Consider the following 23,744-nt stretch of genomic DNA (forward strand, 5'->3'; position numbering starts at 1 on the left):
CCCACGTGTTACTCACCCGTCCGCCGCTAATCCGTTCCCGAAGGAACTTCATCGCTCGACTTGCATGTGTTAAGCACGCCGCCAGCGTTCGTCCTGAGCCAGGATCAAACTCTCAATTTAAAAGTTTGATTACTCAGTATTCACTGACTACTTATCTTTCGATAAGATTTTATTTATTACTCAAAGCATTTTACGAGTTGTTTCTTTATTACTCTGTTTAATTTTCAAAGACCATGTCATTTGCCGTCATCACCTGACGACTCTTATTATTTTAACAAACTTTCAATAGTTTGTCAACAGGTTTTTTTAAAGTTTTTTAGTTTTATTAACTTTACTTAGTAATTAAAACTTTTACTTTTTTCCTGATTTCTCATCGCCTCTCAGCGACAAGGAATATATTATCACATATATCACTCTAAGTTCTAGTATTTTGGTTAATTTAATAAAATTAAATGTAAATTACTCTTACATTCTTATTTATACTTTAATTTTCTTTTATTGATACACTAGGTAAGGTATATGTAATATTTCATCATATTAAAAGACAATTTTGTTTTAAATGAGTGTAAAAACAACACTCATTTAAAACTTTTCTTTATTTTTCATGCTAATAACTATACAAAAACTCAAATTTATTTAATATTATTTAATATTTTTATAATAAATGCTAAAGTTAATTTTATCCTCTTATAATAAAATCATTAATATTAACTATATACATAAGAAATTTCCTTCATAATATTTAAGCTAAAACTTGTTGAATATAATTAAAAATATTATTCCTGGTATTCCCAAAAATCCAGCTATTAAAGATGTAACTCCATTTATAGGTACAGATATGTTGAAACTACCACCAAAATAATTTATTCCCCATAGAACTAAAGCACCTAATGCTCCGTTTATAAGAAGTCTTATTAATACTTTTATAGGCCATGAGAATATTTTTACTATAATAAATAATCCAATTGCAGCTACAAGAAAGTAAATCATAGAACTTAAATACATACTATCCACCTCCCCCTTAAATAAAAGCCTTTAGCCCTTTTCTATAGTGTATCCTAAATTCATACATATTCCTAATTCCTTTGCCTTAGCTAAATAAAATAAGTACTTTGACTTCGCAGCATTTTCTTTATGTATAGCATAATCTATTAATTGAGGATCTTTAACTAACTGAAACATACTATTTGCAGAATCCCATTCTTCCTTAGCGTCTTCTATAGCATACATAATTTCTTTTTGTTCATTTGTATACTGTATTTTCTCAAATACTACATCTAATATAAGTCTCCTATCCATATTATACCTCCATCCTAAACTTATTATTAAGATTCTTAACATAATATGGTTTTTGTATACAAAAAAGACTTCAAATAAAATCTAAATTCTATTTAAAGTCTCTTTTGTGTTTAATTCCAAGTGTTTAATTGTTTAATTCCTTTGTTTTTGATCTTAGATTTATATTAACTTTAATTAAATCTCTTTTCTACCCTCTAGTGCCTTTGATAAAGTAACTTCATCAGCATATTCAAGGTCTCCACCAACTGGAACTCCATGTGCTATTCTAGTAACTTTAGCTCCTAGTGGTTTTAATATTTTAGATATATACATAGCAGTAGCTTCACCTTCTATATTTGGGTTAGTTGCTACTATCACTTCTTTGACTTCTCCATTAATCCTTCTTATAAGTTCTTTTAACTTAATATCTTCTGGACCTCTGCCCGCCATAGGTGATATTGTACCATGAAGTACATGATACACGCCATTAAATTCTCGAACTTTTTCCATTGTCATTATGTCCTTAGGATTTTCAACAACACATATTATGCTCTTGTCCCTATTAGGATTTGAACAAACTGAACAGGGATCTTTATCTGTAAAATTTCCACATACAGAACAGTATTTTATAGTTCCTCTCGCTTTTATTAAAGCATTAGCAAACTCTTCTACTTCTTCCCTAGGTAAATTTAATACATGTAAAGTTAATCTTTGTGCAGTTTTTTGTCCTATACTCGGAAGTTTTGCAAACTCCTCTATTAGTTTTTCAATTGCTACTGGATAAAACTCCATTTAACCAGCCACCTCTCGTAATTTAAAGATTATTTTAGAATAATCCTGGAATATTCATTCCACCTGTTAATTTACCCATTTCACTTGATGTTGCTTCTTCAGCATTTTTTAATGCTTCATTTACAGCAGATAAAATCAAATCTTGTAACATTTCAACATCGTCTGGATCTAAAACTTCGGGATTTATTTTTATATCAGCAATTTGTCTTTTACCTGTAGCAACTGCAACTACTGCTCCACCACCTACTGATGCTTCAAAAGTTTTATTCTCTAAATCTTCTTGCATCTTACTCATTTGTTGTTGAAGCTTTTGAGCTTGTTTTAACAAGTTATTCATATTGCCTCCACCCATGCCTCCTGGGAATCCACCTCTTGCCATGATAATACCTCCTAAAAATTTTAATATTAATTATTATTTTTATTAAAGTCCCCTTATTTATACATTTAAGACCTTACTAGTATTATTAAAATTATAAAATACAACCTTAATAAATATACTTCATAAATATATTATATACAAAAATCTATCTTTTGGCTTTAGTTCATGACTAATTTACTTAAATATTTAATATTCCATATACTATTCTAACCTAAACTTTTTCATCACTATAAAAGTTTACTTTGTAATTGGATTTATATCAAGGTAATTATTGTATTTTAGTCAATAATCTCTACAACATCTTCACCAAAAGTTTCTTTTAAAAGCTCTTCTGGAGATTTTATTTCTTCCTCTCCTGGTTCCACTATATAAGTTATTCTAACTCTTTCCTTCAATACTTCTGAGAATATATCTTCAACTTTTTTTCTATTTTCTTCTTTTTCTAACCTATTTTTATTAAAAGAAAAATTCTTTTCGTAACTTATATAAATTACTCCTCCACTACACTTTACTGGCACCCCAGTTGTAAGTGATGCAAAAATAATCATAAGTCTTCTAGCCTTAAATAAGTCTAATATATCTCTCCAAGAGTTTTTAACCTTTTCTAAGGTTATATTTGAATTTTCATTTACTTCTATATTACTACTAATACTAACTTGTTCTTGTGCTTTGCTTGTAATTTTTTTATTTAATGCATCAACTTTCTTGTTTAAGTTATTTTCACCTTTATTAGTAATTTGACTTATACTTTGAGATGATACAACAATCTCTCCATTCCTAATTTGATTTTCAATTTTATTTATTCTTGATAACAGTACTTCTTGTGAAGTGTCAAACTCTGCCTTTATCATTTTGATTACAGCAAGTTCTAAATATATTCTTCCTTGCTTACTCCACTTTGACTGTTCTTCAGCCTCTTGTAAGATTCTTATAAATCGCATTATTTCTTCAGTTTTTATTTTTTCTGCTTGCGCCTTAAGTATTTCTATGTTTTCCATAGACATATCTAAAACCTCTTCTGGCCTATCACTTATTTTAACCATCATAAGATTTCTCATATGTACTGTTAAATCTTTTATAAGTGTATAAACATCCTTACCTGCAAGCATAACATCATCTATTGCTCTAATAGAGTTTTCTGTACTACCCTCTATTATATTATCTACTAATTTTATTAAACTATCATTGGTAACCATACCCAACATACTTATTAAGCTTTCATATTCAACTTTATTATCAGACATAGATATAGCTTGATCTAAAACGCTTAATGCATCTCTCATAGCTCCATCTGATATTCTAGATACAAGCTTTAAGCTTCTATCCTCTGCTTCTACCCCAATTTCATCTACAATTCTTCTAAGTCTTGAGAATATGTCTTCGCTTTTTATTCTTTTAAAGTCAAATCTCTGACATCTTGATAAAATAGTTATAGGTAATTTTTGTGGGTCTGTAGTTGCAAGTATAAATATAACATTACTCGGTGGTTCCTCTAATGTTTTTAAAAATGCATTTACTGCACTTATTGTAAGCATGTGAACCTCATCTATTATATATACCTTATATCTTGACTCTTGAGGTGGGTATTTTACCTCTTCTATAATTTGTCTTATATGCTCTACTTTATTGTTTGATGCAGCATCTAACTCATTTACATCAATAGCTATGCCATTGTTGATTTTTTTGCACATATCGCACTCATTACAAGGCTCACCATCTTCTGGGTTTAAACAGTTAACTGCTCTAGCTAATATTTTAGCTGTGGAAGTCTTACCCGTACCCCTTGTTCCACATAATAAATATGCATGAGCTATTTTGTTTGTTTTAATTTGGTTTCTTAATGTAGTTGTTATTGCCTTTTGTCCAACTACATCCTCAAACTTTTTCGGACGCCATTCTCTATATAAAGCGGTGTAAGCCATAATAATTCACCCCTTTTATCTTTATTAACCTTAATATAACAATAGCCCGACTAAAAGTCGAGCTTAATTACCATTAATAATATAAAAATTTAAAGTCACACACCTTGCTTCGACTAGATACTATGCGCGTTACCTATACAGTTAACTCAAACCAGGCTGCTCCACGGCACACAGAGGGGTTTGCTTATCGCTGCTTCCTTCCGGATCTGACGAGGTTCACAAATCTCTGTTGCGTGGGACCCAATTCTCAACGCCACTTATATAGGCCAGACCACACAGTATGTAGCCTCAGCAAGGAATTCACTCCTGCTATAGCGGATTGCAGGTTACAGGGCACCGCTGACTCCCCAGCTAGTATGACATGGCGGAGAGAGAGGGATTCGAACCCTCGGTAGAGTTTCCCCTACACACGCGTTCCAGGCGTGCTCCTTCAACCGCTCAGACATCTCTCCATAGTCATTTTAAGATACTTTTTTATTATACTATTACTTCTCTATAAATTCAACCATTTAATTGAACTTAATAAATTATTAATAGCCTCCGTAATCTTTTGCTTTATTTATTTAATCAACGTTTTTATTATATTCAAATCAGAAAAAAATATTACTGTTTTAAATGAAGTTTGAAAATCCTCCATTTAAAACAGAATAAATTTATATTAAATGCTGAACTAACTCCAATTTCTCACCACTAGGACCTTCGAAGAATATAACTAATTTATCATCAATTTCCATTGGATGACAAGTAACGAATTTTACTCCTCTATCCATAAGATCCTCTGTATATTTTTCTATATCATCTACTGTAAAAGCTATATGTTCAACTATTCCATTCATAACTGAATTATATTCTGACGTTTTTACATAGACAAGCTCTATTACTGAATTTTCATTTTTTAAAAATACTAAAGTTCTTTTATCATCATCATATTTATGATCTAATTCAAATCCTAAGTTATCACAATAAAATTTTTGAGATTCTTCAATATTTTTTACCTTAATACCAATATGATTAGTTAACATATAAATTTAATCCTCCTTAAGTAAACTACTTACTCTTTAATTAATTCTATATTATATTCAATTTACCTTTATTTGAATATATTTTTATTCACCATACATTTCCATATGTTATCACATTTTATGTATATCTCTAATAAGAAATCTTCATTCTTTAGTTAGAATAGAAAGTTCATTATATGATAAATTAAATTATTAATATAAATGCAGAATATTAATTAAAACTTATATATAATAAATATTTTTATAAGCTAACAGGTTAAAATTAAGAGGATAGGTGTATATATACTCCTATCCTCTTTTATTATATTAAAGTTTTGTATCGTCTACTTTATCTAACCAAGCTTTAACTTCTTGCATAACCTTAGCTATACATCCATCTTCAAATGGTGAAGTTAATCCAGCTATTTTAACAAGACTTAAGAATGACTCACTTCCACCCTCATTACATAATGCTATATAATCATTCCAAGCTTTTTCTTTGTTTTCATTACGTTTAATCCAGAACTGTAATGCACAAATTTGAGCTAAAGTATAATCAATATAGTAGAATGGAGTTTGGAATATGTGAGATTGCTTAAACCAGAAAGCACCTTTCTCATATATATCTATTCCATCATAATCTTTAAATGGTAAGTATTCTTTTTCTATTCTTCTCCAAGCAGCTTTTCTCTCATCTGGAGTTGCATCTGGATTACCATATACAAAGTGTTGGAACTCATCAACAGCTACCCCATAAGGTATAAATAGTATAGCGCTTGATAAATGTGTGAATTTGTACTTATCTACATCTTCACCAAAGAATAAGTTCATCCAAGGCCATGTTATAAATTCCATACTCATTGAGTGAATTTCTGATGCTTCGTAAGTTGGGAAACAATATTCTGGAACATCATATGCTCTACTGCTATATGCTTGGAACGCATGCCCTGCTTCGTGAGTTAATACATCTACATCCCCTGAAGTTCCATTGAAATTTGAGAATATAAATGGAGTCTTGTACTTACCTAAGAAGTGACAGTATCCTCCACCAGCCTTACCTTTTTTACTTACTAAATCCATTAAATTATTATCAAGCATAAAGTTAAAGAATTCATTTGTTTCAGGTGATAATTCACTGTACATTTTCTTAGCTTGATCTATAATCCAATCTGCATCTCCCTTTGGAGTTGCATTTCCTGTTAAGAATTGTAGATTTTCATCATAAGACTTCATGTTTTCTATTCCTAGTCTTTTAGCTTGTCTCTTTCTTAACTCTGCATATAATGGAACTATACTTTCTTTAACTTGCTTTCTAAAGTTAGCAACCATTTCTGGATTGTAATCTGTTCTGTTTAATCTATCATAACCTAATTGAATGAAGTTATCGTAGCCTAATTTTCTAGCCATAGATGTTCTAGATTTAACTAAACCATCATAAATTCTATCAAATTCAGCTTCATTTTCTTCAAAGAAGTTAGCTGTAGCTACAGTAGCCTTTCTTCTCATATCTCTATCTTTAGACTGATTAAAAGGACCCATTCCTGCTAAGTTTCTTTCTTCACCCTCAAAGTCAATTTTAGCTGATGCTATAAGTTTAGTATACTCAGTAACTAACTTATTTTGTGCTTGCATGTCATCTATAATTTCTGGTGAAAAAGTTTTAACTGCAAGGTTAGCTATATTGAATACTTGAGGTTTGAATATCTTTTCTAAACCTTCTTTATATTCAGAATTATTCATAGCCTCATAACACTTAGACACTATACCTTCGTATATTGGTAACTTTTCATCAAAATAAGCTTGCTCTTCTTCATAAAATTTATCAGTTGTGTCTATAGTATTTCTTAATGTTACTAAGGCACACATTGAATCAATTTCATTTCTAAGAGAGTTTATTTTTTTTAATGCTTCACTAGCCTTTTCTAACGAATCAGCACTTTTAAATTCTTCTATAAGCCCTTGAAAAACCTCTTGAGACGCTTCTATATCAGGTCTCTTATATTCCATTTTTTTAAAATCCATTTTTATCCCCCCTGTGTAAAGACGTAATTACATATAATTAAAATATCATTTAAAATCCGTCTATACATATATTAACATATACCTTTAGTTTTTACAGTAGATTTTTTTATTTTAATCCACTATATACTTTGCAATATTAAATCTACATCCTCGTAATTTATTGCATATTAAATTTCTTTATCCTACAAAATATAGATAAAGTTTATTTAATGTAATATATATAAGCTACCTGTTATTTACTCCTAAATAATTTGAAATATATTAATATATGTTTTAATATTTATGCTTAATCATAAAGTAACACTCACTACTGAAAAATATATATTATAAAAAAATGCACAAACTCTTTGTTTTGTGCATCCTTATTGAACATACTAAATTTATTTAATAATTTATCTTGTACTCTTATTTGTTTTGTATTAGTTGTTTTGTAATGATCATTACTTCTTTTTAGTTTGCAACTATACTTAACTTTTATTTTCTTTTATTAACTCAAGTATTTTATGTTTACATCTAGCTCCCTTGCAACACCCTGTAAGAGCACCTGTCCTTTTGGCAACTTCCTCTAAAGTCGTAGCCCCATCAGCAATAGCCTCTTTTACCTTAGCTCGTGTTACAACCTTACATACACATACTTTAGTTAATTTATCTAAAACTTGTTGATTTAAATCATCACTCATATTATTACCAATTCCTTATCTTTTTAATCCTCTTTTACACTGAAAAAATTCACTTAATATATCACCGCACTCTTCTTCATACTCCCATATAACATTTACCCTATGATTAAAAGCGTCATTTCCAGGCAAATCTATAACCGTTCCACATGCCCCTCCTCTAGGGTCAAAGGTTCCTATATAAAGATTTCTTATCCTTGATTGAATAATTGCACCTGTACACATAATGCAAGGCTCTAATGTAACATACATATCACAACCAGCAAGTCTCCAAGAGTTTAATACTCTACAAGCCTCCCTTATTGCTATAATTTCAGCATGTGCAGTAGAATCATTCAAATTTTCCCTTAGGTTATGTGCTCTAGCTATAACCTTATTATCTTTTACAATAATAGCACCAACTGGTACTTCATCTAACAATATTGCTTTTTTAGCTTCTTCTAAAGCAACATTCATAAAGTTTTCTTTCATATTTTTCTCCAAATCATTATATAATAATTATTATTATTTGACAATATATATCGGTGTTTGTTTATATTATTTTAATATATAATCTTTACTTATTCAATTGTATAAATTAAATAATAAGGCATTTACTCATATCTATTATCATTATATATTTCAATAGAAAGTTTTCAAAAACTTATAGTTAATTTTAATCATAGAATAAACCTACATATAAATGCCAACTATAGATAATTACTTAAAACTTATTTGTAATAGCTTGAAATTTGTATATAAATAGTAAGAGATATGCCTTAAGATTTAATAATAAAAAAATCATGCGAGTAATCACATGATTTTTTATTGGTGCACACGAAGGGAATCGAACCCCCGGCCTTCCCCTTAGGAGGGGGACGCTCTATCCTACTGAGCTACGGGTGCACAATAATTCACTATATATAATTCTACTATAAAAGTATTTCTATGTAAATATTGTACATTTAACTATTTAAGTCATTCTTATTTATAATTTGGCATTTATATTGCAATATATCATGTTTATATAGTTATGCTCTTTATTTTATTAATTATTTCTCTACATATAAGACTCTATTCTAATATCTCTATCCTATAAATTCTTCATGTTAAATGTAATTTATAAAATATATAGTAAAAATAAATATATTTAAACCTTGAAGGAAAAGCTATATTATAATATATTTCTTTTACTTTATATTGTAAAATGTTAAAATTATGTTGTTATAAAAATTTATTTAAGTAATTTAGTCTAAAATAAGTTTATTCAAATAAACTTAAAACTTTTATTATAAAAATTATTTTAGGTTATGTTAATGGGGGTAATTATGATTAGTTATTATGATAGAAAAACAAAATCTCTAGAAACGGAAAAAGTTGTAGGTGATAAATCTATCAAAGCCATATATTGTAATCCTTTAGGTAAAGGATTACTTGAGCTATTTGTTAAAAAACGTCTTTTTACTAAATTATATGGTTCTTATTGTGATACTGAATATAGTGCTAAAAAAATTGATAATTTTATAAAAGAATATGATATAAATATGAATAGGTATAAAAAGGAACTTTCCTTCGAGTTTAATTCATTTAATGACTTTTTTGCACGTGAACTAAAACCTGAATACCTAAAGGTTGATTTAAATGAAAATATATTAATATCTCCATGTGATGGTAAGCTGTTAGCTTATACTAATATTGATATTGAAAATATAATTCAAGTTAAGGGCATAACTTATAGCCTAAAAGAATTAATAGGTGATGATATACTAGCTTCTAAATATTCTGGAGGTACATGTTTAGTTTTTAGACTTTGTCCTACTGACTATCATAGATTTCACTTTATTGATGATGGAATTTGTAGTGCACCTACTAAAATACCTGGGTCATATTATTCTGTTAATCCAATAGCCTTGGAAAATAAGGCTAAGTTGTTCTGCCAAAATAAAAGAGAGTGGAGTGTTCTTTCTTCTAAAAATTTCAATGAAGTTTTATATGTTGAGGTTGGAGCTACCTGTGTAGGTTCAATAATTCAAAGTTATGATGGCGGAAAAGAAATTTCACGTGGTGAAGAAAAGGGATACTTTAAGTTTGGAGGCTCTACAGTAATTTTATTCTTAAAAAAGGATATCTGTTCTATAGATGAAGACATACTAAAATACAGTAGTGATGGAGTTGAAACTTTGGTATCCTTTGGAGAAGCTATTGGAAAAAAACTTTAATTAAGAAGCAAATGGGACGTAACACTATTACTTAGTGTTGCATCCCATTTATTTTTATTTTCCAATCGTTATACCTTTGAATATAAGCTGCATTAATTGTTCAGTAATTTCCTCTGTACTAAGAGAATTTGGGCTCAATAAATCATATATAGCAGTTGATGATAAAATTCCAAATACAGTATAAGATAATAGTTCGCAATTATATTCCTTTATATGATTATGTTCCATTGCCTTATTAAGATAAAACTCTATTATTTTTAAATAATCCTGAACAGCTTTTCTTAATTGAATTTGTCTTTCTTCTTCTCCCCAAATCTGACTCATTATTACTTTGAAAAATTCTTTTCTTTCACACATAATCTTAATTTGATGCTTAAGTATATCTCTAACCTGAATGTATATATTATCCTCTTTCTCTGCTAATTCCTTAACTCTATCAACTATAGATTTCATCCCATTATATATTATAAAGTTAAATATCTCTTCTTTATTTTTAAAATGATAATATAATGTTCCCTTAGATACATTAGCAGCCTCTGCTATTAATTCCATAGTTGCCTTGTTGTATCCTAATCTTGAGAATACTTCTATAGATGCATTATATATCGCTCTTTTAGTCTTATTCATTTTATATTCCCCCACTAACCACACATCCTCATGTTAAAATATTATATATATTTTTATTTAAAAAAAATACCACTATATTATTGTATAATGGCATTTAAAAATAATTTTATTCAATAAATATGTTTAATCTTTCTATACTTTCAATTTGTAATTCACAATATTCCCCATTAACGAAAATATGTAAAATCATATCATCAGGGAAATGTACCTTTGTATTATTTCTATTATAATAAAATTCTTTATACAAAGCTATATATGTATTGTTACCTTTAAAAAATTTTTCAATATTTTTATCAAAGGATTCCTGAATATAGTCTCCCTTTAAACCTTTTCTATATTGCCCATGCCCATCTAAGAAATGACCCTTGTCATCTCTAAAAAATATACTTGGTAAAGCCATATTTACAGCTCTATCATAAACATAGTTAGTTAGGAAATCTTCATCCTTAACCATTATATTTTTCCCAAAAACCTCTTTAGCTTCTAATTCATCCTTAGCTTCTATAAGCGCGTATTCATTAAATTTGTTTACTCTTGCATCCTTAATAAAAACTATATAATCAGTTTTATCCTTTTTTTCTTTACTAAATCGCTTAAATAGATCTTTCAAATTCATAATATTTCCCCCATCGATCAATATACTAGTAATTATAAATAACCCAATTTTAATAACCAATTAACATAAAATAATATTACTATGTTAATTGTACATTTAATTTGAATAATTGTAAACTTCTGAATAATATTCATATTATTTATATTATTTAGTAAAATAATTTTATTATTTAATATAAAATCAAATTTAATATATTTTTATTCATAACTATTTTATACTTTAGCTATTTAACTCATTTATGTTTTGATTTAAAAATCATATTTATAATAAAATATAAAAGTTACTAATCTTCATTATTCAAATTAGCGATATATTAAGGATATATTAATTTATAATTTTCATTTTTTTACTTTATATACCATATATTTTATTTTAAATTAATTTTAATTCATATTAAGCTTTTTCATATATTTTGTAGTAATAATTTATATTATTTTTATGGTGAATGCATTATAGTAAAAAATCTATTGTTAACTAAGCTTTTTACGTTATAATTTATTATGTATTTGAGAATATAAGTTAATTTGATTTTATTCTTTATAGTGATTTTAATTCTTAAGATCACTTCAACTAGAAAATATGATTTGTGCTATATATTAAATATTATAAACTTTAATATATATTATGATAAATACTCTTAATTCTTTTTATAGATAATACTCATTATAAAATACACATAATAATTAATGCATATAATAATTAACATAAAGCTAGAATATTAATTAGAATTTATACATAGATATTTTTATAATTATGATGAGGCTATGTAATAATATCCTGATTATATTATGAAAATTAACAAAAAAAAGTTGCAATAACATTGCAACTTTTATGGTACGGCAGAGAGGATTCGAACCCCCGACCAACTGGTTCGTAGCCAGCTACTCTATCCAACTGAGCTACTGCCGCTCATTATGGCGGAGAAAGAGGGATTTGAACCCTCGCACCGGTTGCCCGATCTACGCCCTTAGCAGGGGCGCCTCTTCAGCCGCTTGAGTATTTCTCCATACCTTACTTAATAATCTTTTTTTACGTAAAAAAAAATGGCGGAGAGAGTGGGATTCGAACCCACGGTACGCTTCCACGTACGCCGGTTTTCAAGACCGGTGCCTTAAACCAACTCGACCATCTCTCCACGCTTTTCGCCTTTCGACATTAATTATTATACCAACGCACGCATACTATGTCAACTATTTTTTTAATATTTTTTCACTTTAAATTTATATTTCTTTAAAATACCTCTCCAGTAACTGCATTTACTCTCATATAGTTTTCTTCATTCGAACGTCCTTCCTTTTTCTTAAAACACCATGTTGGTACAAATTTAATTTCTGTTACCTTTTTTTCATATGGGACACCTACATATTCTAAAGCAATTTCATTAAAATTAATTTTATTCTCCATAACTTTACTATCATATCTTTGCTGCAACTTATCCATAGCCTCATCTACACTTAATAGATTTTCAGGGTTTTCTACCTCATTAAGATTCTCAAAAGCATTTGAAATGACTAAATCTATTATACCCTCCTTATCTATCCATACCTCTATCCTCATTCCCCCAATTGTTTTATCTGAAACTTCATCTATATATAAATCCCGTGTAATTGGAATATTATTAACCTCACCTCTAAAAGATAATGCATAACATTCATCATATTTAATAAATTTATCTTGTTTTTCCATGATGCCACTTTCAATAATTTTTTTTATACCATCATTTTCACGTATTAACTTATCTTGTTCCTCTTGCATTTTTTCTGCTGTAAGTGCATATATCTTAGGCTCCCCATAAATTGAAATTCCATTTTTAATTAAAATCTCTTTAACATGATTTATTGCCTCTTCTCTTGACATAAAATCTAGCTCCCCATTAGAATATACATCTGAAATACCATTTATAAACCTACTATAGGTTGCTAAGTTATATTTTTTTAATTTTTCTTCCTTAGTATATATGACTGAACCACTACGTATTATCATAAGTTCATCATCTATCCTATAAACCTTTATTTTATCTGAATCAGTAATCATAGAATTTTCTGATTCCTTTGTTTCAGGACTTCTATCCTTGAAAAACTTATCAACAAAGTAATTCTCATCAAATAAAATATGTTTTCCTATAAATATTGGAGTATTCTCGACCTCTGGTACTATAACCTCTGCATCAATTGAAATGTTTTCACCTAAACTTTTTTTAATATGATTAGGAGTATTCTTTAGCATTGCCTTTATAGAAGTGTTATCAATTTCATAACTCTCTGAATCAACATCTCTTTTTTCACTTGAGTTATTAATCATTTGGGACCTACACCCGCTTAATGCAATTAAACAACAACACATACAAAATATAATACATGATTTATAAAAGTATCTATGTGATTTCATATTCATTCCTCCTCTTCTATTAATCAATATAAATATTTAATTTATCTAATTATCTCTAGATCACCTTTATCTATTTAACTAATAGACTTATGTATTTTGCACTCTTAAAATACGATTTAATAGATTAAATTTATTTTAAAATATTTTCTTTTACTCCTTATTCATTAATTTCTTTTTTTAATAAGATATATACTTTAAATTTAAATTTTAAAAAATTAAAAATGACTTAGTCATTTGACTAAGTCCTGTAGTAAATAATCATATTTTAACTATTTAATCAGTTGAACATCTGCATACTATATTAATTATTTTTCTAATGTTTTCTTTAATATATTCTAGTTTCTTTAAAATACCTCTCCAGTAACTGCATTTACTCTCATGGAGCTTTGTTCATTAGGACGTCTTTCCTTTCTGTTAAAACACCATGTTGGTACAAATTTAATTTCTGTTACTTTTTTACCATCTGGTATTCCTACATATTCTAAAGTAATTTCATTAAAATTCATTTTATTATCTGTAATTACACTATCATACCTTTGCTGCAACTTACTCATAGCCTCATCTACACTTAATAGATTTTCAGGATTTTCTAATTCACTAAGCTTTTCAACAACATTTGAAATTATTAAGCTTATTATTCCATCCTTATTTATCCATACCTCTGTATTTATTCCCTCAACTACTCTTCCTGAAACTTCATCTAAATATAAATCCTGTGTAATTGGAATATTATTAACTTCACTTCTGAAAAATAATACATAACATTCATCATCTTTAACAAATTCTTGTTTTTTTAAATAACCCTCTTTAATTTGTTGCTTTACATTCTCATTTTCACTTATTGCTTTTTCTTGTTCTTGTTTCATTTTTTCTGCCGTAAGTGCATATACCTTAGCTTCCCCATAAATTGAAACACCATTTCTACTTAAAATCTCTTCTACATTACCTATTGCTTCTTCCCTTGACATGAATTCTAAATTCCCATTAGAATATACATCTAAAACACCATGTGCTTCTCTATTATAAATTGGTAGAGTATACTTCTCTAGTATATTACCTTTTGAATATACTACCGAACCACTGCCAACTACCATTTCTTCATTTTCTATAGTGTAAATTTTTATTTTCTCTACTTCATTGATCATCTGTCTTTCTGTTTCCTTTATTTCAGGCTTTCTATTTTTAAAAAACTTATCCACGAAGTATTCCTCATCAATCAAAATATGTTTTCCTATAAAAGCTGGAGCTTCTTCAACTTTTGGTACGATAACCTCTGCATCAATTGAAATATTTTTACCTAAGTTTTTTTTAATATGTTTAGGTGTAGTATTTAACATCGTCTTTATAGATGTTTTATCAATTTCATAACTCTCTGAACTAACATCTCCTTTCTCATTTGAACTATGCATCATTTCAGACCTACACCCACTTAATGCAATTAAAGAACAACACATACAAGATATAATACATATTCTATAAAAGTATCTATGTGATTTCATATTCATTAATCCCCCACTATCAATAAATCTAAGATAATTAATTTATCTAATTACCTCTAAGACCCCTTTCTCCATTTCACATACTGTATCACACAAAATATCAATATCTTCTGTGCTATGACTAGCTATTAATATAGTTTTACCCTCATCTCTCAATTTTTTAAAAAGTTCCCTCATATCATTTAAACCTTCTTTATCAAGTCCATTCATAGGTTCATCTAAAATTAATATTGAGTTTTTTTCCATAACTGCTTGTGCTATACCTAGTCTCTGACGCATTCCCAAGGAGTACTTTCCAACATGTTTTCTACTACTTGGGTCTAATCCAACAAGTTTCATAGACTCTATAATTTCTTCCTTACCTATTATTTTATTAATTTTAGATAGTAATAATAAATTCTTATATCCACTGTAATTTAAAAGAAAGCCTGGTGACTCAATTATTATCCCTATATTCTTAGGTATATCTACATCTTTTCCTACACTTTTACCTTGAACAATGATTTCTCCACTTGTCATTGGTAAAAGTCCACAAATACACTTAAACAACAAGGTTTTACCAGATCCATTCCTACCAATAACCCCATGAATTTTGCTCTTCTCAAAATTTATCGTAATATCCTTTAATACCTTAGCATCTTTAAATTGTTTATTTAGGTTTTTAATTTCTATGATATTTTCATTCATTTTATCACCTCTTTTAAATATCAGCTTTAACTTCAATAGCTTTTCTTTTTACTGCTATAATCGCTACTACACATAATATCGATAATACTAATACATCAAAAATGATAGCATCTACCAGATTGGGATATATAAAAGTCTTACTAGGATCCATTACCGAAAGCCTACCAAGCGAAGCTGGTGAAATTTTATATAGTCTCTCTCCAAGTATATTAAATGCTAATATATCACCTAAAACTATTGCTGACCCAAATACTAATCCAACTGATTCTTTAAATATTAAATTAATCATAAACATAGTCATTCCAATAATAGATGCAGCTAGCCATTCTAATATAAAACATAGAAAAATAGCTTGAAAAGGAGAATACAAACTTATAATTTTATATTCCACCATAAAATTCAAATTTATTTTATCAGCAGCATTCGTTTGTGCAAGGGTATTTACAATTTTTCCCCAACCATCTGTTGAGAATGTTCCATAAGGCATAAGAATCAAAATAGATACTACTATTAGAATTAAAAAATATACTGCACTTGCCATAAATATATAAAATATTTGACCCATAACCCATGATCTTCTTCCACTTCTTTGAATTACATAAAGGCCACTTTCGTCAATAAATGGTGCATTGGCAAATAAAAAAACTATGCCAGCCATTAAAATTAACTGCTGTATAAAATTAGATGAGTAAAACATAAATAGTAGAGGGTTAGTTCTTACACCAGTTGAAATACATAAACTATTTATAGGCTTAAATGTATTCCACATTAAAAGAATTTGCATTATAAATAATATTGCATATCTAGGATTAGTAAGCCATCTACGCATAGAATACATAGCAATATTTATTGACCTTTTAATCATTTGCAATCCTCCTCTTAACGTTTATTGTAAATATAGTACTACAAATTACGATTAAGGTTATAAATACACCAAGAGTTATAAACATTGTTTTTATAGTTCCCCCTAAATCGTACATAATTAAACCTAAGGTAACAGGTCTTAACCAAATTGGTAGCCTTAATATATTAGCAATTTCAATAAAAATAAAATAACTAATAAATGGTGATGTATATGCAATATATTTATTAGGTAAATAGCTTGAAATGCATAATCCTAAACATGACCAAAATGAACTTTGAATAAAAATAGCTATAAATACACATAAAAAATATAAAATTGGTCTATTAGCTATTAGTAACCTTCCAAAAGCTATAGCCTCCATTTCATTTATTACCCATGGAATATTTATACTAGGCATAAATGACGATAAATTATTAATAAGTAATATTAAGAATAAAAAACATCCTATAGATATAGATATTCCCGATGCTATAGAACAAGATATGCATTTACTTATACAATACTCTTTAGGACTTGTCCTTACTACTATAAAATTCGTTATATTTGAATTTAAATCTGAACAAAGTGAGGAAGAGTATGCAAATGTACATACTAATATTATTATCAAATAATTAGTACCCTGAGAATACGATATATTAAATGTCTCAACTATATTTTGAGTATGGTGAAATTTCATTCCACTAGAAACATATATAGATAAAAATGTAGCTATTATCCCAATTAAAAATCCCTTTGATAAAATTGCTCTTCTTAAATCGACTCCAAGTAATCTAATAAACTGTTTTATAAAATCACCTCCATATACTAAATACAAATTTATACTAATAAGAAATACTTTAATTAACATTAATTAATAATAATGATATTTAAAATATTAATTATTATCAATAATATTGGTATAACTGGCTGTATTGTTGTTTTAATTGGTTATATTTACTTAATGTTTTTTGTATATTGTTCAAATTTATTTTTAAATTCTTTTAATTTACTTCTACTTATATTTATCGTAATTTCATTACTAAGTATTATTTCATTTTTATTTGCACTTTCTATATGATTGAAGTTAACAATATATCCTGAATGAATTCTCATAAACATTCTACTATTTAAGTCTTTTTCTATGCTAGATAAGCTATATCTTGTAGTTAAAATATTTTCTTTGCAGTTAATTATTATGTTATTTCTATGACTTTCAATATATATAATATCTTTTTTTCTTACTATGGTATTTCCTAGCTTTGTTTTAATGTAAATTGAATTGCAAGTATTTGTATTTACTTTACTTAGAGCTCTTACTGCTTCATTAATTTCTTTTTTTAAATGGGATTTTCTAATAAATCGAAGTGGATTGAATTTAAGCGCTTCAAAAACTAATTTATCTTGATTAGTTAAAAAGATTAGAATTATGTCTGGATAATTATTGTTGAGTTCTTCAGCTAGCTTAAATCTATTATCTGGTAAATTTTCTATTTCTAGAAATACTACATCGAATTTATATATACTGTACCTTTTGATTAAGTCTTTTCCCGACATGAATGTTTCTACTACTACATCATCAAAGTATTCTTTAAAAATCTGGCTTATTAACTTATATTCTTCATGAAGTGTTATATTTTCATGATCATATATTGCAATCCTCATAGATTCACCTACTTTCTGTGTTAAAACACTTTTATGTATATATTATACATTTATTCCTATAAATATTTCAAGTGAAAATATCTATTTGTTCCAAACTATCTATATATTAAAAAAGGTAGCTATGGCATTAAGAGATTTATATTTATATATCTTATATTGAATTTTATATACATATTCTATTTATAAGTTAGTTACCAGTACATTATGATATTGATTCTTATTTAGTAGTTTTACTATTATTCTAAAATCTATAATATAAATTTAATTTTCGAAAAATGAAAAAGGACTTAGTCATTTGACTAAGTCCTGGCGGAGAAAGAGGGATTTGAACCCTCGCACCGGTTGCCCGATCTACGCCCTTAGCAGGGGCGCCTCTTCAGCCACTTGAGTATTTCTCCATGCCTTCAAAATTTATATTGGCGGAGAGAGTGGGATTCGAACCCACGGTACGCTTCCACGTACGCCGGTTTTCAAGACCGGTGCCTTAAACCAACTCGACCATCTCTCCATGTTTTTCACTGACAAATAATATTATAGCAACCACCTATATATATGTCAACAATATTTTTAATTTTTTATCTTTAAAATGTGTTTTTTAAATCAATAAGAAGCTAAAGAGCCTTTAATTGCATACTCTTTAACTTCTTATTGTACTATTTATACCTTGAATCTAAGATACTATTTTATATATTCTTTACCACCCATGTATGGTCTTAATACTTCTGGAATTAATATTGTACCATCTTCTTGTTGGTAGTTTTCTAATACAGCAGCTAATGCTCTACCTATTGCAACACCTGATCCATTTAGTGTATGAACAAATTGAGGTTTAGCTTTAGCGTCTTCTTTATATCTTATATTAGCTCTTCTAGCTTGATAATCCTCAAAGTTACTACAGCTTGATATCTCAACATATCTGTTGTAACTTGGCATCCAAATTTCAATATCATATTTATATGCAGCAGTAAATCCTAAATCCCCTTTGCATATTCTAACTATTCTATAAGGTAACCCTAAACCTTGTAATACAGACTCTGCATCTTGAAGTAATTTTTCAAGTTCAGCATAAGATTCTTCTGGTTTAACAAATTTAACAAGTTCAACCTTATTAAATTGATGTTGTCTTACAAGCCCTCTTGTATCTCTACCAGCTGAACCAGCTTCTGCTCTAAAGCATGCGCTGTAAGCAGCATAGCTCATAGGTAGTTTATCACCAGCTAATATTTCATCTCTGTGCATATTAGTTACTGGAACCTCAGCAGTTGGTATTAAGAAGTAATCCTCTGATTCAATTCTAAATGCATCCTCTTCAAATTTTGGTAACTGACCTGTACCAGTCATACTTGTTCTATTAACAAGGTATGGTGGAAGTATCTCAGTATATCCATTCTCATCAATGTGTTTGTTTAAGAAATAGTTTATTATAGCTCTCTCTAATCTAGCTCCTAAACCTTTATATACTGTAAATCTTGAACCAGTAATCTTACCAGCTGTTTCAAAATCTAATATATTTAAGTTAGTTCCTAAATCCCAGTGTGGTTTTGGTTCAAACTTAAATTCAGTTGGCTCTCCCCATTTTTTAATTTCAATGTTATCTTCATCAGTATCCCCTTCTGGTACATTTGGATTTGGTACGTTAGGGATTCTTAATAACATATACTCAATTTTATTATCTATTTCTGAAAGCTCTTGATCAAAACCTTTAATTTTATCAGCAAGTCCTTTCATTTGAGCCATAAGCTCTGTAGTATCTTCTCCAGCTTTCTTTAGCTTTGGAATCTCTGCAGATTTCTTATTTCTCTCATTTTTCATTTCTTCAACTTCGATTAATATATCTCTTCTTCTTCTATCTAATTCTAAAATTTCATCTAATTGAGATGGATCAAAAGACTCTCCTCTATTCTCCATTAATTTCTTAATCTCTTCTAAATTAGTTCTGATTCTTTTTAAATCTAACATTCTAATTCCTCCTCTTTTATTTACATATCATTTGTAGAATTTATAAAATACTATAAGTCTAGAAGGCGCCTTATCTAAACTTAACCTTTATTTTCAGTAATTTTGAGTATTAAAAAAGAGCCTATTTGTTCCCTATACAGGGACGAATAGACTCCGCGTTGCCACCCTAATTGATTAAAATAATAAATCTTATCTTAACCCTCTTAATATAATTAACGGCTATAACCGTACTGCTCATCACAGTCCCTCAAAGGTGGATTCACAAAAATTTAAGCATCGATTTACACCAACCACCGACTCTCTTTAACTCTCATTTAAGTTACTAGCCTTATCAAAGGTTTAAAAAATTTCATGAAATTTTAAATATTTATTAAACAATCTCTATACTTTGTAATTTTACATTCAATAATTTATAAAGTCAATACCTTAATTTATAAAGTTATAACTTTTATTTATAAATCATATTATACACAAGGTAATAATTTATGTTCTTAAATTACAACTCTTACTTAAATATTTTGACCATTTAATATATAAATATTCTAATAATCTATTTTATATTATTTTTTAATATTTTTGCTACATAACACATCTATACCTGTATTTAATATATTCTGACATACAACATCACCAATTTTAAGCGGAGGCCCTACTCTAAGTCTACTTAGTGCCTTAGAAAGTTCCTTCCATAAATCTTTATCTACAGGTTCACTGGTTCTTACTGGGACTACATTGAATTCTTTAGAACCTTTAATATGTATTATAGTAGTAAATATCTCCTTATTGCTACTCATATATATCAACCCCTACATTTCATCAAACTCTTTTATTCTCTTTAATATTATTTTAGAGTTTTTAGAATCCTTGACTATATCATTAATACTTTTATTGGTCTCTCTTGCTAATATAGACACAACCTCATTAAAACATTGAGATCCTTGACATCTTCCAAAGCATACTCCTGTTCTTCTTTTTATTCCTTCTATAGTTCTAGCACCTAAAGGTCTTCTTATAGCATCTACTATTTCGCCCTCAGTTATTCTTTCGCAGCTACAAACTATCTTACCATATCTATTATTTAATCTAATAATTTCATTTCTTTCTTCATTAGACATTTCATTAAATTTATAATACTCTCTTCTCTTATCTAAAAATTCTTTCTTAGGTTTACATTTTAATATACCTAATATATTATCCCTGACCTTTTCAGCTATAGCTGGAGTCATAGTAACGATAGCAGGATGTTTCCCTCTTATCTTTACATATCCATCCTTTATTTGAGAATCATCTATTATAATATCATTTTTACAAAACTCAGAGGTAAAAAATGAATTTATATAATTAGCTTTTATGTCTGGAATTAATTTAGATACTTTCTCAATAACTAGATGATTTTTTAAATTATCATTAGAGCATATTAATCCTATAGTTTCATCTTTGTTTGTAGGACAAGATATTATTTTATCACCATCTTTATTAAGTGAAAATATAACACGTTTATATCCATTATTATAATATTTGTTCAATGATATTATATTGGCATATTCTTTTTCAGTATTATCGCAGCAAGGCTGTGAGAAATCCATACTATAGTTTTCTCCAGGAGTAGTATTAATAACAATTTTACATGTAAATCTATTTTTATTTGTAACTACTCTAAAGCCCTTAGCTATATTTTCAATATCTATTACCTCTTCTTCAAGCTTAAAGTTAACATTATTTTGGAATGCTACCTCACCATAACCTAAAGCCAGCTCACAAGGTGATATTACTCCTATATCTTCACAATATAATGCGCTATTATATAAGCCCCTTAATTCAGGCTCTAATTTACTTATCTCATCTCTATTAATTAGTTTTACATTATATCCTTCTTTATCTTTATTGTTCTCATATATACTTTTTAATTTATCCTCTGTTTCCTTATCCTCAGCTAAAATTATAGACCCACATCTTTTAAATGGGACATTAAACTTATTTGCTAATTCATCCATTAATTGATTTCCTTTATGCTGTAATAAGGTAGCTTCATTATCCTTAATCTCTAAACCAGCATAAACAATTTCAGTATTTATTATAGATATATCATCTGCAATATCATAATCCTTTTCAATTAAAGCTATATTTAGGTTGTATTTAGAAAGCTCATAAGCAATAGAACATCCTACTAATCCACCACCTAAAATAAGAACATCGTAATCCATATGATCCTCCATAGTATATATTCATTAATTCTAAAATTTAATTTTCTTCATCACACTTCATTAATAAATTTAAATCTTTAATATAATCATCATTATTACATTGTAAGGATTCAATATCATTTATATGATGATTTTTAACTAAAAATAGTATCTCATCATCTTCAATGTAATCCTTTAATATCTCATATCCCATAAATCCATGATTATAATAAACTTGAACTTTTTTATTTTTCAAGCTTTTAGCTTTATCCCCCAAACCTTTACTTAACAATACTAAAATAACTCTATCTAAAATATTTATTTTTGCCTTTGTCTTTCCCATATCATGCAATAAAGCAGTTTTTACTAATAAACTTTTTTTAGAGTTATTAATCCCCTCATCAGTACAAATCTTTTCAATATCCTTGGCTACTCTTAAAACATGCTTTTTATCATATTCATAGTATTTATTAAAAAGACTATACTCTACTTCATTTAAATGAGATTTTACTAATTCAAGATCTTCTTTTGTGATCTTTTTGAATATTGAAGTAAAACCTATATAAAATTGTTTTACTCTTTTTGGGTACATAGCTTACTTCCTTTTACTTTGTGCACCTAAATATACACTAATATAAAGTTAGTATAATTACTAACTTTATCTCTCATATTAAACTATATCATAAATTATAAAAATATAAAATAAAAAACCACCCAATAAATTGAGTGGTTTTGGTGGAGGTAAAGGGAGTCGAACCCTTGACCCCTTGCGTGCAAGGCAAGTGCTCTCCCAACTGAGCTATACCCCCATATATGGTGGACCATCAGGGACTCGAACCCCAGACCTACCGGTTATGAGCCGGTTGCTCTAACCAACTGAGCTAATGGTCCAAATTACCTGGCGATGTCTTACTCTCCCACAGGGCCTCCCCTGCAGTACCATCAGCGCTGTAAAGCTTAACCTGCCTGTTCGGAATGGGAAGGGGTGTTACCTTTACGCTATTGTCACC

General features: G+C 28.4%; 22 protein-coding genes, 9 tRNA genes, 2 rRNA genes, 1 other RNA gene and 1 other annotated feature. Of the genes, 1 reads left to right on the forward strand and 33 read right to left on the reverse strand.

Going from position 1 to position 23,744, the window contains the following annotated elements:
- The 13 genes from BUA48_RS14630 to BUA48_RS14690 all read right to left on the reverse strand — a co-directional run.
- Positions 1 to 120, reverse strand: a 16S ribosomal RNA gene (locus tag BUA48_RS14630); the annotation flags it as partial.
- A 627-nt stretch (positions 121 to 747) separates the two neighbouring features.
- The gene (locus BUA48_RS14635) at positions 748 to 1,005 is read right to left on the reverse strand and encodes a pro-sigmaK processing inhibitor BofA family protein (RefSeq protein ID WP_072832806.1); all 258 of its coding nucleotides are present in this window, start codon (positions 1,003 to 1,005) and stop codon (positions 748 to 750) included.
- A 30-nt stretch (positions 1,006 to 1,035) separates the two neighbouring features.
- Positions 1,036 to 1,299, reverse strand: a complete 264-nt coding sequence (locus tag BUA48_RS14640; protein WP_072832807.1) for a YaaL family protein — start codon at positions 1,297 to 1,299, stop codon at positions 1,036 to 1,038.
- 174 nt (positions 1,300 to 1,473) lie between these two features.
- Positions 1,474 to 2,070 carry a recombination mediator RecR gene (recR, locus tag BUA48_RS14645; RefSeq protein WP_072832808.1) on the reverse strand — a complete coding sequence of 199 codons (597 nt, stop codon included), beginning with the start codon at positions 2,068 to 2,070 and terminating at the stop codon, positions 1,474 to 1,476.
- Positions 2,071 to 2,104: 34 nt separating this feature from the next.
- Positions 2,105 to 2,449 carry a YbaB/EbfC family nucleoid-associated protein gene (locus BUA48_RS14650; RefSeq protein ID WP_072832809.1) on the reverse strand — a complete coding sequence of 115 codons (345 nt, stop codon included), beginning with the start codon at positions 2,447 to 2,449 and terminating at the stop codon, positions 2,105 to 2,107.
- A gap of 278 nt (positions 2,450 to 2,727) precedes the next feature.
- Positions 2,728 to 4,371, reverse strand: a complete 1,644-nt coding sequence (dnaX, locus tag BUA48_RS14655) for a DNA polymerase III subunit gamma/tau (protein ID WP_072832810.1) — start codon at positions 4,369 to 4,371, stop codon at positions 2,728 to 2,730.
- Positions 4,372 to 4,466: 95 nt separating this feature from the next.
- Positions 4,467 to 4,731, reverse strand: an RNA gene (gene ffs, locus BUA48_RS14660) — signal recognition particle sRNA large type.
- Positions 4,732 to 4,733: 2 nt separating this feature from the next.
- Positions 4,734 to 4,823: transfer RNA gene (locus BUA48_RS14665), tRNA-Ser, on the reverse strand.
- Positions 4,824 to 5,024: 201 nt separating this feature from the next.
- Positions 5,025 to 5,393 (reverse strand): VOC family protein, encoded by a 369-nt coding sequence (locus tag BUA48_RS14670; protein WP_072832811.1) that lies wholly within the window; start codon positions 5,391 to 5,393, stop codon positions 5,025 to 5,027.
- 306 nt (positions 5,394 to 5,699) lie between these two features.
- Positions 5,700 to 7,394 (reverse strand): M3 family oligoendopeptidase, encoded by a 1,695-nt coding sequence (locus BUA48_RS14675; protein WP_072832812.1) that lies wholly within the window; start codon positions 7,392 to 7,394, stop codon positions 5,700 to 5,702.
- A gap of 467 nt (positions 7,395 to 7,861) precedes the next feature.
- Complete coding sequence (locus BUA48_RS14680) at positions 7,862 to 8,074, reverse strand: (2Fe-2S)-binding protein (RefSeq protein WP_072832813.1); 213 nt, start codon at positions 8,072 to 8,074, stop codon at positions 7,862 to 7,864.
- 15 nt (positions 8,075 to 8,089) lie between these two features.
- Positions 8,090 to 8,542, reverse strand: coding sequence for a nucleoside deaminase (locus BUA48_RS14685; protein WP_072832814.1), 453 nt, complete (start codon positions 8,540 to 8,542; stop codon positions 8,090 to 8,092).
- Positions 8,543 to 8,879: 337 nt separating this feature from the next.
- Positions 8,880 to 8,956, reverse strand: a tRNA-Arg gene (locus tag BUA48_RS14690).
- 422 nt (positions 8,957 to 9,378) lie between these two features.
- Here BUA48_RS14690 and BUA48_RS14695 point away from each other — a divergent pair.
- The gene (locus BUA48_RS14695; RefSeq protein ID WP_072832815.1) at positions 9,379 to 10,269 is read left to right on the forward strand and encodes a phosphatidylserine decarboxylase; all 891 of its coding nucleotides are present in this window, start codon (positions 9,379 to 9,381) and stop codon (positions 10,267 to 10,269) included.
- 54 nt (positions 10,270 to 10,323) lie between these two features.
- On the opposite strand, the gene BUA48_RS14700 is transcribed toward BUA48_RS14695, so the two are convergent.
- The 20 genes from BUA48_RS14700 to rrf form a co-directional block, all read right to left on the reverse strand.
- On the reverse strand, positions 10,324 to 10,896 hold the full coding sequence (locus BUA48_RS14700; RefSeq protein ID WP_072832816.1) for a TetR/AcrR family transcriptional regulator: 573 nt from the start codon (positions 10,894 to 10,896) through the stop codon (positions 10,324 to 10,326).
- 106 nt (positions 10,897 to 11,002) lie between these two features.
- Positions 11,003 to 11,512: a hypothetical protein gene (locus BUA48_RS14705; RefSeq protein WP_072832817.1), complete on the reverse strand. Its 510-nt coding sequence runs from the start codon at positions 11,510 to 11,512 to the stop codon at positions 11,003 to 11,005.
- A gap of 832 nt (positions 11,513 to 12,344) precedes the next feature.
- Positions 12,345 to 12,421, reverse strand: a tRNA-Arg gene (locus BUA48_RS14710).
- A gap of 6 nt (positions 12,422 to 12,427) precedes the next feature.
- Positions 12,428 to 12,518: transfer RNA gene (locus tag BUA48_RS14715), tRNA-Ser, on the reverse strand.
- Positions 12,519 to 12,556: 38 nt separating this feature from the next.
- Positions 12,557 to 12,647 (reverse strand) — tRNA-Ser (locus BUA48_RS14720).
- Positions 12,648 to 12,742: 95 nt separating this feature from the next.
- Positions 12,743 to 13,900 (reverse strand): hypothetical protein, encoded by a 1,158-nt coding sequence (locus BUA48_RS14725; RefSeq protein ID WP_072832818.1) that lies wholly within the window; start codon positions 13,898 to 13,900, stop codon positions 12,743 to 12,745.
- Positions 13,901 to 14,244: 344 nt separating this feature from the next.
- Complete coding sequence (locus BUA48_RS14730; protein WP_072832819.1) at positions 14,245 to 15,405, reverse strand: hypothetical protein; 1,161 nt, start codon at positions 15,403 to 15,405, stop codon at positions 14,245 to 14,247.
- Positions 15,406 to 15,441: 36 nt separating this feature from the next.
- Positions 15,442 to 16,086: an ATP-binding cassette domain-containing protein gene (locus BUA48_RS14735; RefSeq protein ID WP_072832820.1), complete on the reverse strand. Its 645-nt coding sequence runs from the start codon at positions 16,084 to 16,086 to the stop codon at positions 15,442 to 15,444.
- 13 nt (positions 16,087 to 16,099) lie between these two features.
- Positions 16,100 to 16,951: a hypothetical protein gene (locus BUA48_RS14740; protein WP_072832821.1), complete on the reverse strand. Its 852-nt coding sequence runs from the start codon at positions 16,949 to 16,951 to the stop codon at positions 16,100 to 16,102.
- A complete protein-coding gene (locus BUA48_RS14745; protein WP_072832822.1) occupies positions 16,944 to 17,765 on the reverse strand; it encodes a hypothetical protein in 822 nt (273 codons plus the stop codon). Before BUA48_RS14745 ends, BUA48_RS14740 begins: the two co-directional genes overlap by 8 nt.
- 119 nt (positions 17,766 to 17,884) lie before the next feature.
- Positions 17,885 to 18,592, reverse strand: coding sequence for a LytR/AlgR family response regulator transcription factor (locus tag BUA48_RS14750; protein WP_072832823.1), 708 nt, complete (start codon positions 18,590 to 18,592; stop codon positions 17,885 to 17,887).
- Between the two features lie 307 nt (positions 18,593 to 18,899).
- A tRNA-Ser gene (locus BUA48_RS14755) sits at positions 18,900 to 18,990 on the reverse strand.
- Between the two features lie 19 nt (positions 18,991 to 19,009).
- A tRNA-Ser gene (locus tag BUA48_RS14760) sits at positions 19,010 to 19,100 on the reverse strand.
- Positions 19,101 to 19,270: 170 nt separating this feature from the next.
- Positions 19,271 to 20,551: a serine--tRNA ligase gene (gene serS / locus BUA48_RS14765; protein ID WP_072832824.1), complete on the reverse strand. Its 1,281-nt coding sequence runs from the start codon at positions 20,549 to 20,551 to the stop codon at positions 19,271 to 19,273.
- 135 nt (positions 20,552 to 20,686) lie between these two features.
- Positions 20,687 to 20,895: a binding site (T-box leader), on the reverse strand.
- Between the two features lie 216 nt (positions 20,896 to 21,111).
- Positions 21,112 to 21,345, reverse strand: coding sequence for a DUF1667 domain-containing protein (locus tag BUA48_RS15855; RefSeq protein WP_072832825.1), 234 nt, complete (start codon positions 21,343 to 21,345; stop codon positions 21,112 to 21,114).
- Positions 21,346 to 21,357: 12 nt separating this feature from the next.
- Positions 21,358 to 22,755 (reverse strand): NAD(P)/FAD-dependent oxidoreductase, encoded by a 1,398-nt coding sequence (locus BUA48_RS14775; RefSeq protein WP_072832826.1) that lies wholly within the window; start codon positions 22,753 to 22,755, stop codon positions 21,358 to 21,360.
- 37 nt (positions 22,756 to 22,792) lie between these two features.
- Entirely contained in the window at positions 22,793 to 23,326 is a 534-nt protein-coding gene (locus tag BUA48_RS14780; protein WP_072832827.1) for an HD domain-containing protein, read from the reverse strand.
- 141 nt (positions 23,327 to 23,467) lie between these two features.
- Positions 23,468 to 23,543 (reverse strand) — tRNA-Ala (locus tag BUA48_RS14785).
- A 5-nt stretch (positions 23,544 to 23,548) separates the two neighbouring features.
- Positions 23,549 to 23,625 (reverse strand) — tRNA-Ile (locus BUA48_RS14790).
- Between the two features lie 5 nt (positions 23,626 to 23,630).
- Positions 23,631 to 23,744, reverse strand: a 5S ribosomal RNA gene (gene rrf / locus BUA48_RS14795); the annotation flags it as partial.

It is taken from the genome of Clostridium collagenovorans DSM 3089 (assembly GCF_900130005.1).
Classification (GTDB): domain Bacteria; phylum Bacillota; class Clostridia; order Clostridiales; family Clostridiaceae; genus Clostridium_D; species Clostridium_D collagenovorans.

Excerpts from the sequence above, each read along its gene's own strand:
- BUA48_RS14635 (WP_072832806.1), bottom strand. The coding sequence starts at position 1,005 with ATGTATTTAAGTTCTATGATTTACTTTCTTGTAGCTGCAATTGGATTA.
- BUA48_RS14640 (WP_072832807.1), bottom strand. The coding sequence starts at position 1,299 with ATGGATAGGAGACTTATATTAGATGTAGTATTTGAGAAAATACAGTAT.
- recR (WP_072832808.1), bottom strand. The coding sequence starts at position 2,070 with ATGGAGTTTTATCCAGTAGCAATTGAAAAACTAATAGAGGAGTTTGCA.
- BUA48_RS14650 (WP_072832809.1), bottom strand. The coding sequence starts at position 2,449 with ATGGCAAGAGGTGGATTCCCAGGAGGCATGGGTGGAGGCAATATGAAT.
- dnaX (WP_072832810.1), bottom strand. The coding sequence starts at position 4,371 with ATGGCTTACACCGCTTTATATAGAGAATGGCGTCCGAAAAAGTTTGAG.
- BUA48_RS14670 (WP_072832811.1), bottom strand. The coding sequence starts at position 5,393 with ATGTTAACTAATCATATTGGTATTAAGGTAAAAAATATTGAAGAATCT.
- BUA48_RS14675 (WP_072832812.1), bottom strand. The coding sequence starts at position 7,394 with ATGGATTTTAAAAAAATGGAATATAAGAGACCTGATATAGAAGCGTCT.
- BUA48_RS14680 (WP_072832813.1), bottom strand. The coding sequence starts at position 8,074 with ATGAGTGATGATTTAAATCAACAAGTTTTAGATAAATTAACTAAAGTA.
- BUA48_RS14685 (WP_072832814.1), bottom strand. The coding sequence starts at position 8,542 with ATGAAAGAAAACTTTATGAATGTTGCTTTAGAAGAAGCTAAAAAAGCA.
- BUA48_RS14695 (WP_072832815.1), top strand. The coding sequence starts at position 9,379 with ATGATTAGTTATTATGATAGAAAAACAAAATCTCTAGAAACGGAAAAA.
- BUA48_RS14700 (WP_072832816.1), bottom strand. The coding sequence starts at position 10,896 with ATGAATAAGACTAAAAGAGCGATATATAATGCATCTATAGAAGTATTC.
- BUA48_RS14705 (WP_072832817.1), bottom strand. The coding sequence starts at position 11,512 with ATGAATTTGAAAGATCTATTTAAGCGATTTAGTAAAGAAAAAAAGGAT.
- BUA48_RS14725 (WP_072832818.1), bottom strand. The coding sequence starts at position 13,900 with ATGAAATCACATAGATACTTTTATAAATCATGTATTATATTTTGTATG.
- BUA48_RS14730 (WP_072832819.1), bottom strand. The coding sequence starts at position 15,405 with ATGAATATGAAATCACATAGATACTTTTATAGAATATGTATTATATCT.
- BUA48_RS14735 (WP_072832820.1), bottom strand. The coding sequence starts at position 16,086 with ATGAATGAAAATATCATAGAAATTAAAAACCTAAATAAACAATTTAAA.
- BUA48_RS14740 (WP_072832821.1), bottom strand. The coding sequence starts at position 16,951 with ATGATTAAAAGGTCAATAAATATTGCTATGTATTCTATGCGTAGATGG.
- BUA48_RS14750 (WP_072832823.1), bottom strand. The coding sequence starts at position 18,592 with ATGAGGATTGCAATATATGATCATGAAAATATAACACTTCATGAAGAA.
- serS (WP_072832824.1), bottom strand. The coding sequence starts at position 20,551 with ATGTTAGATTTAAAAAGAATCAGAACTAATTTAGAAGAGATTAAGAAA.
- BUA48_RS15855 (WP_072832825.1), bottom strand. The coding sequence starts at position 21,345 with ATGAGTAGCAATAAGGAGATATTTACTACTATAATACATATTAAAGGT.
- BUA48_RS14775 (WP_072832826.1), bottom strand. The coding sequence starts at position 22,755 with ATGGATTACGATGTTCTTATTTTAGGTGGTGGATTAGTAGGATGTTCT.
- BUA48_RS14780 (WP_072832827.1), bottom strand. The coding sequence starts at position 23,326 with ATGTACCCAAAAAGAGTAAAACAATTTTATATAGGTTTTACTTCAATA.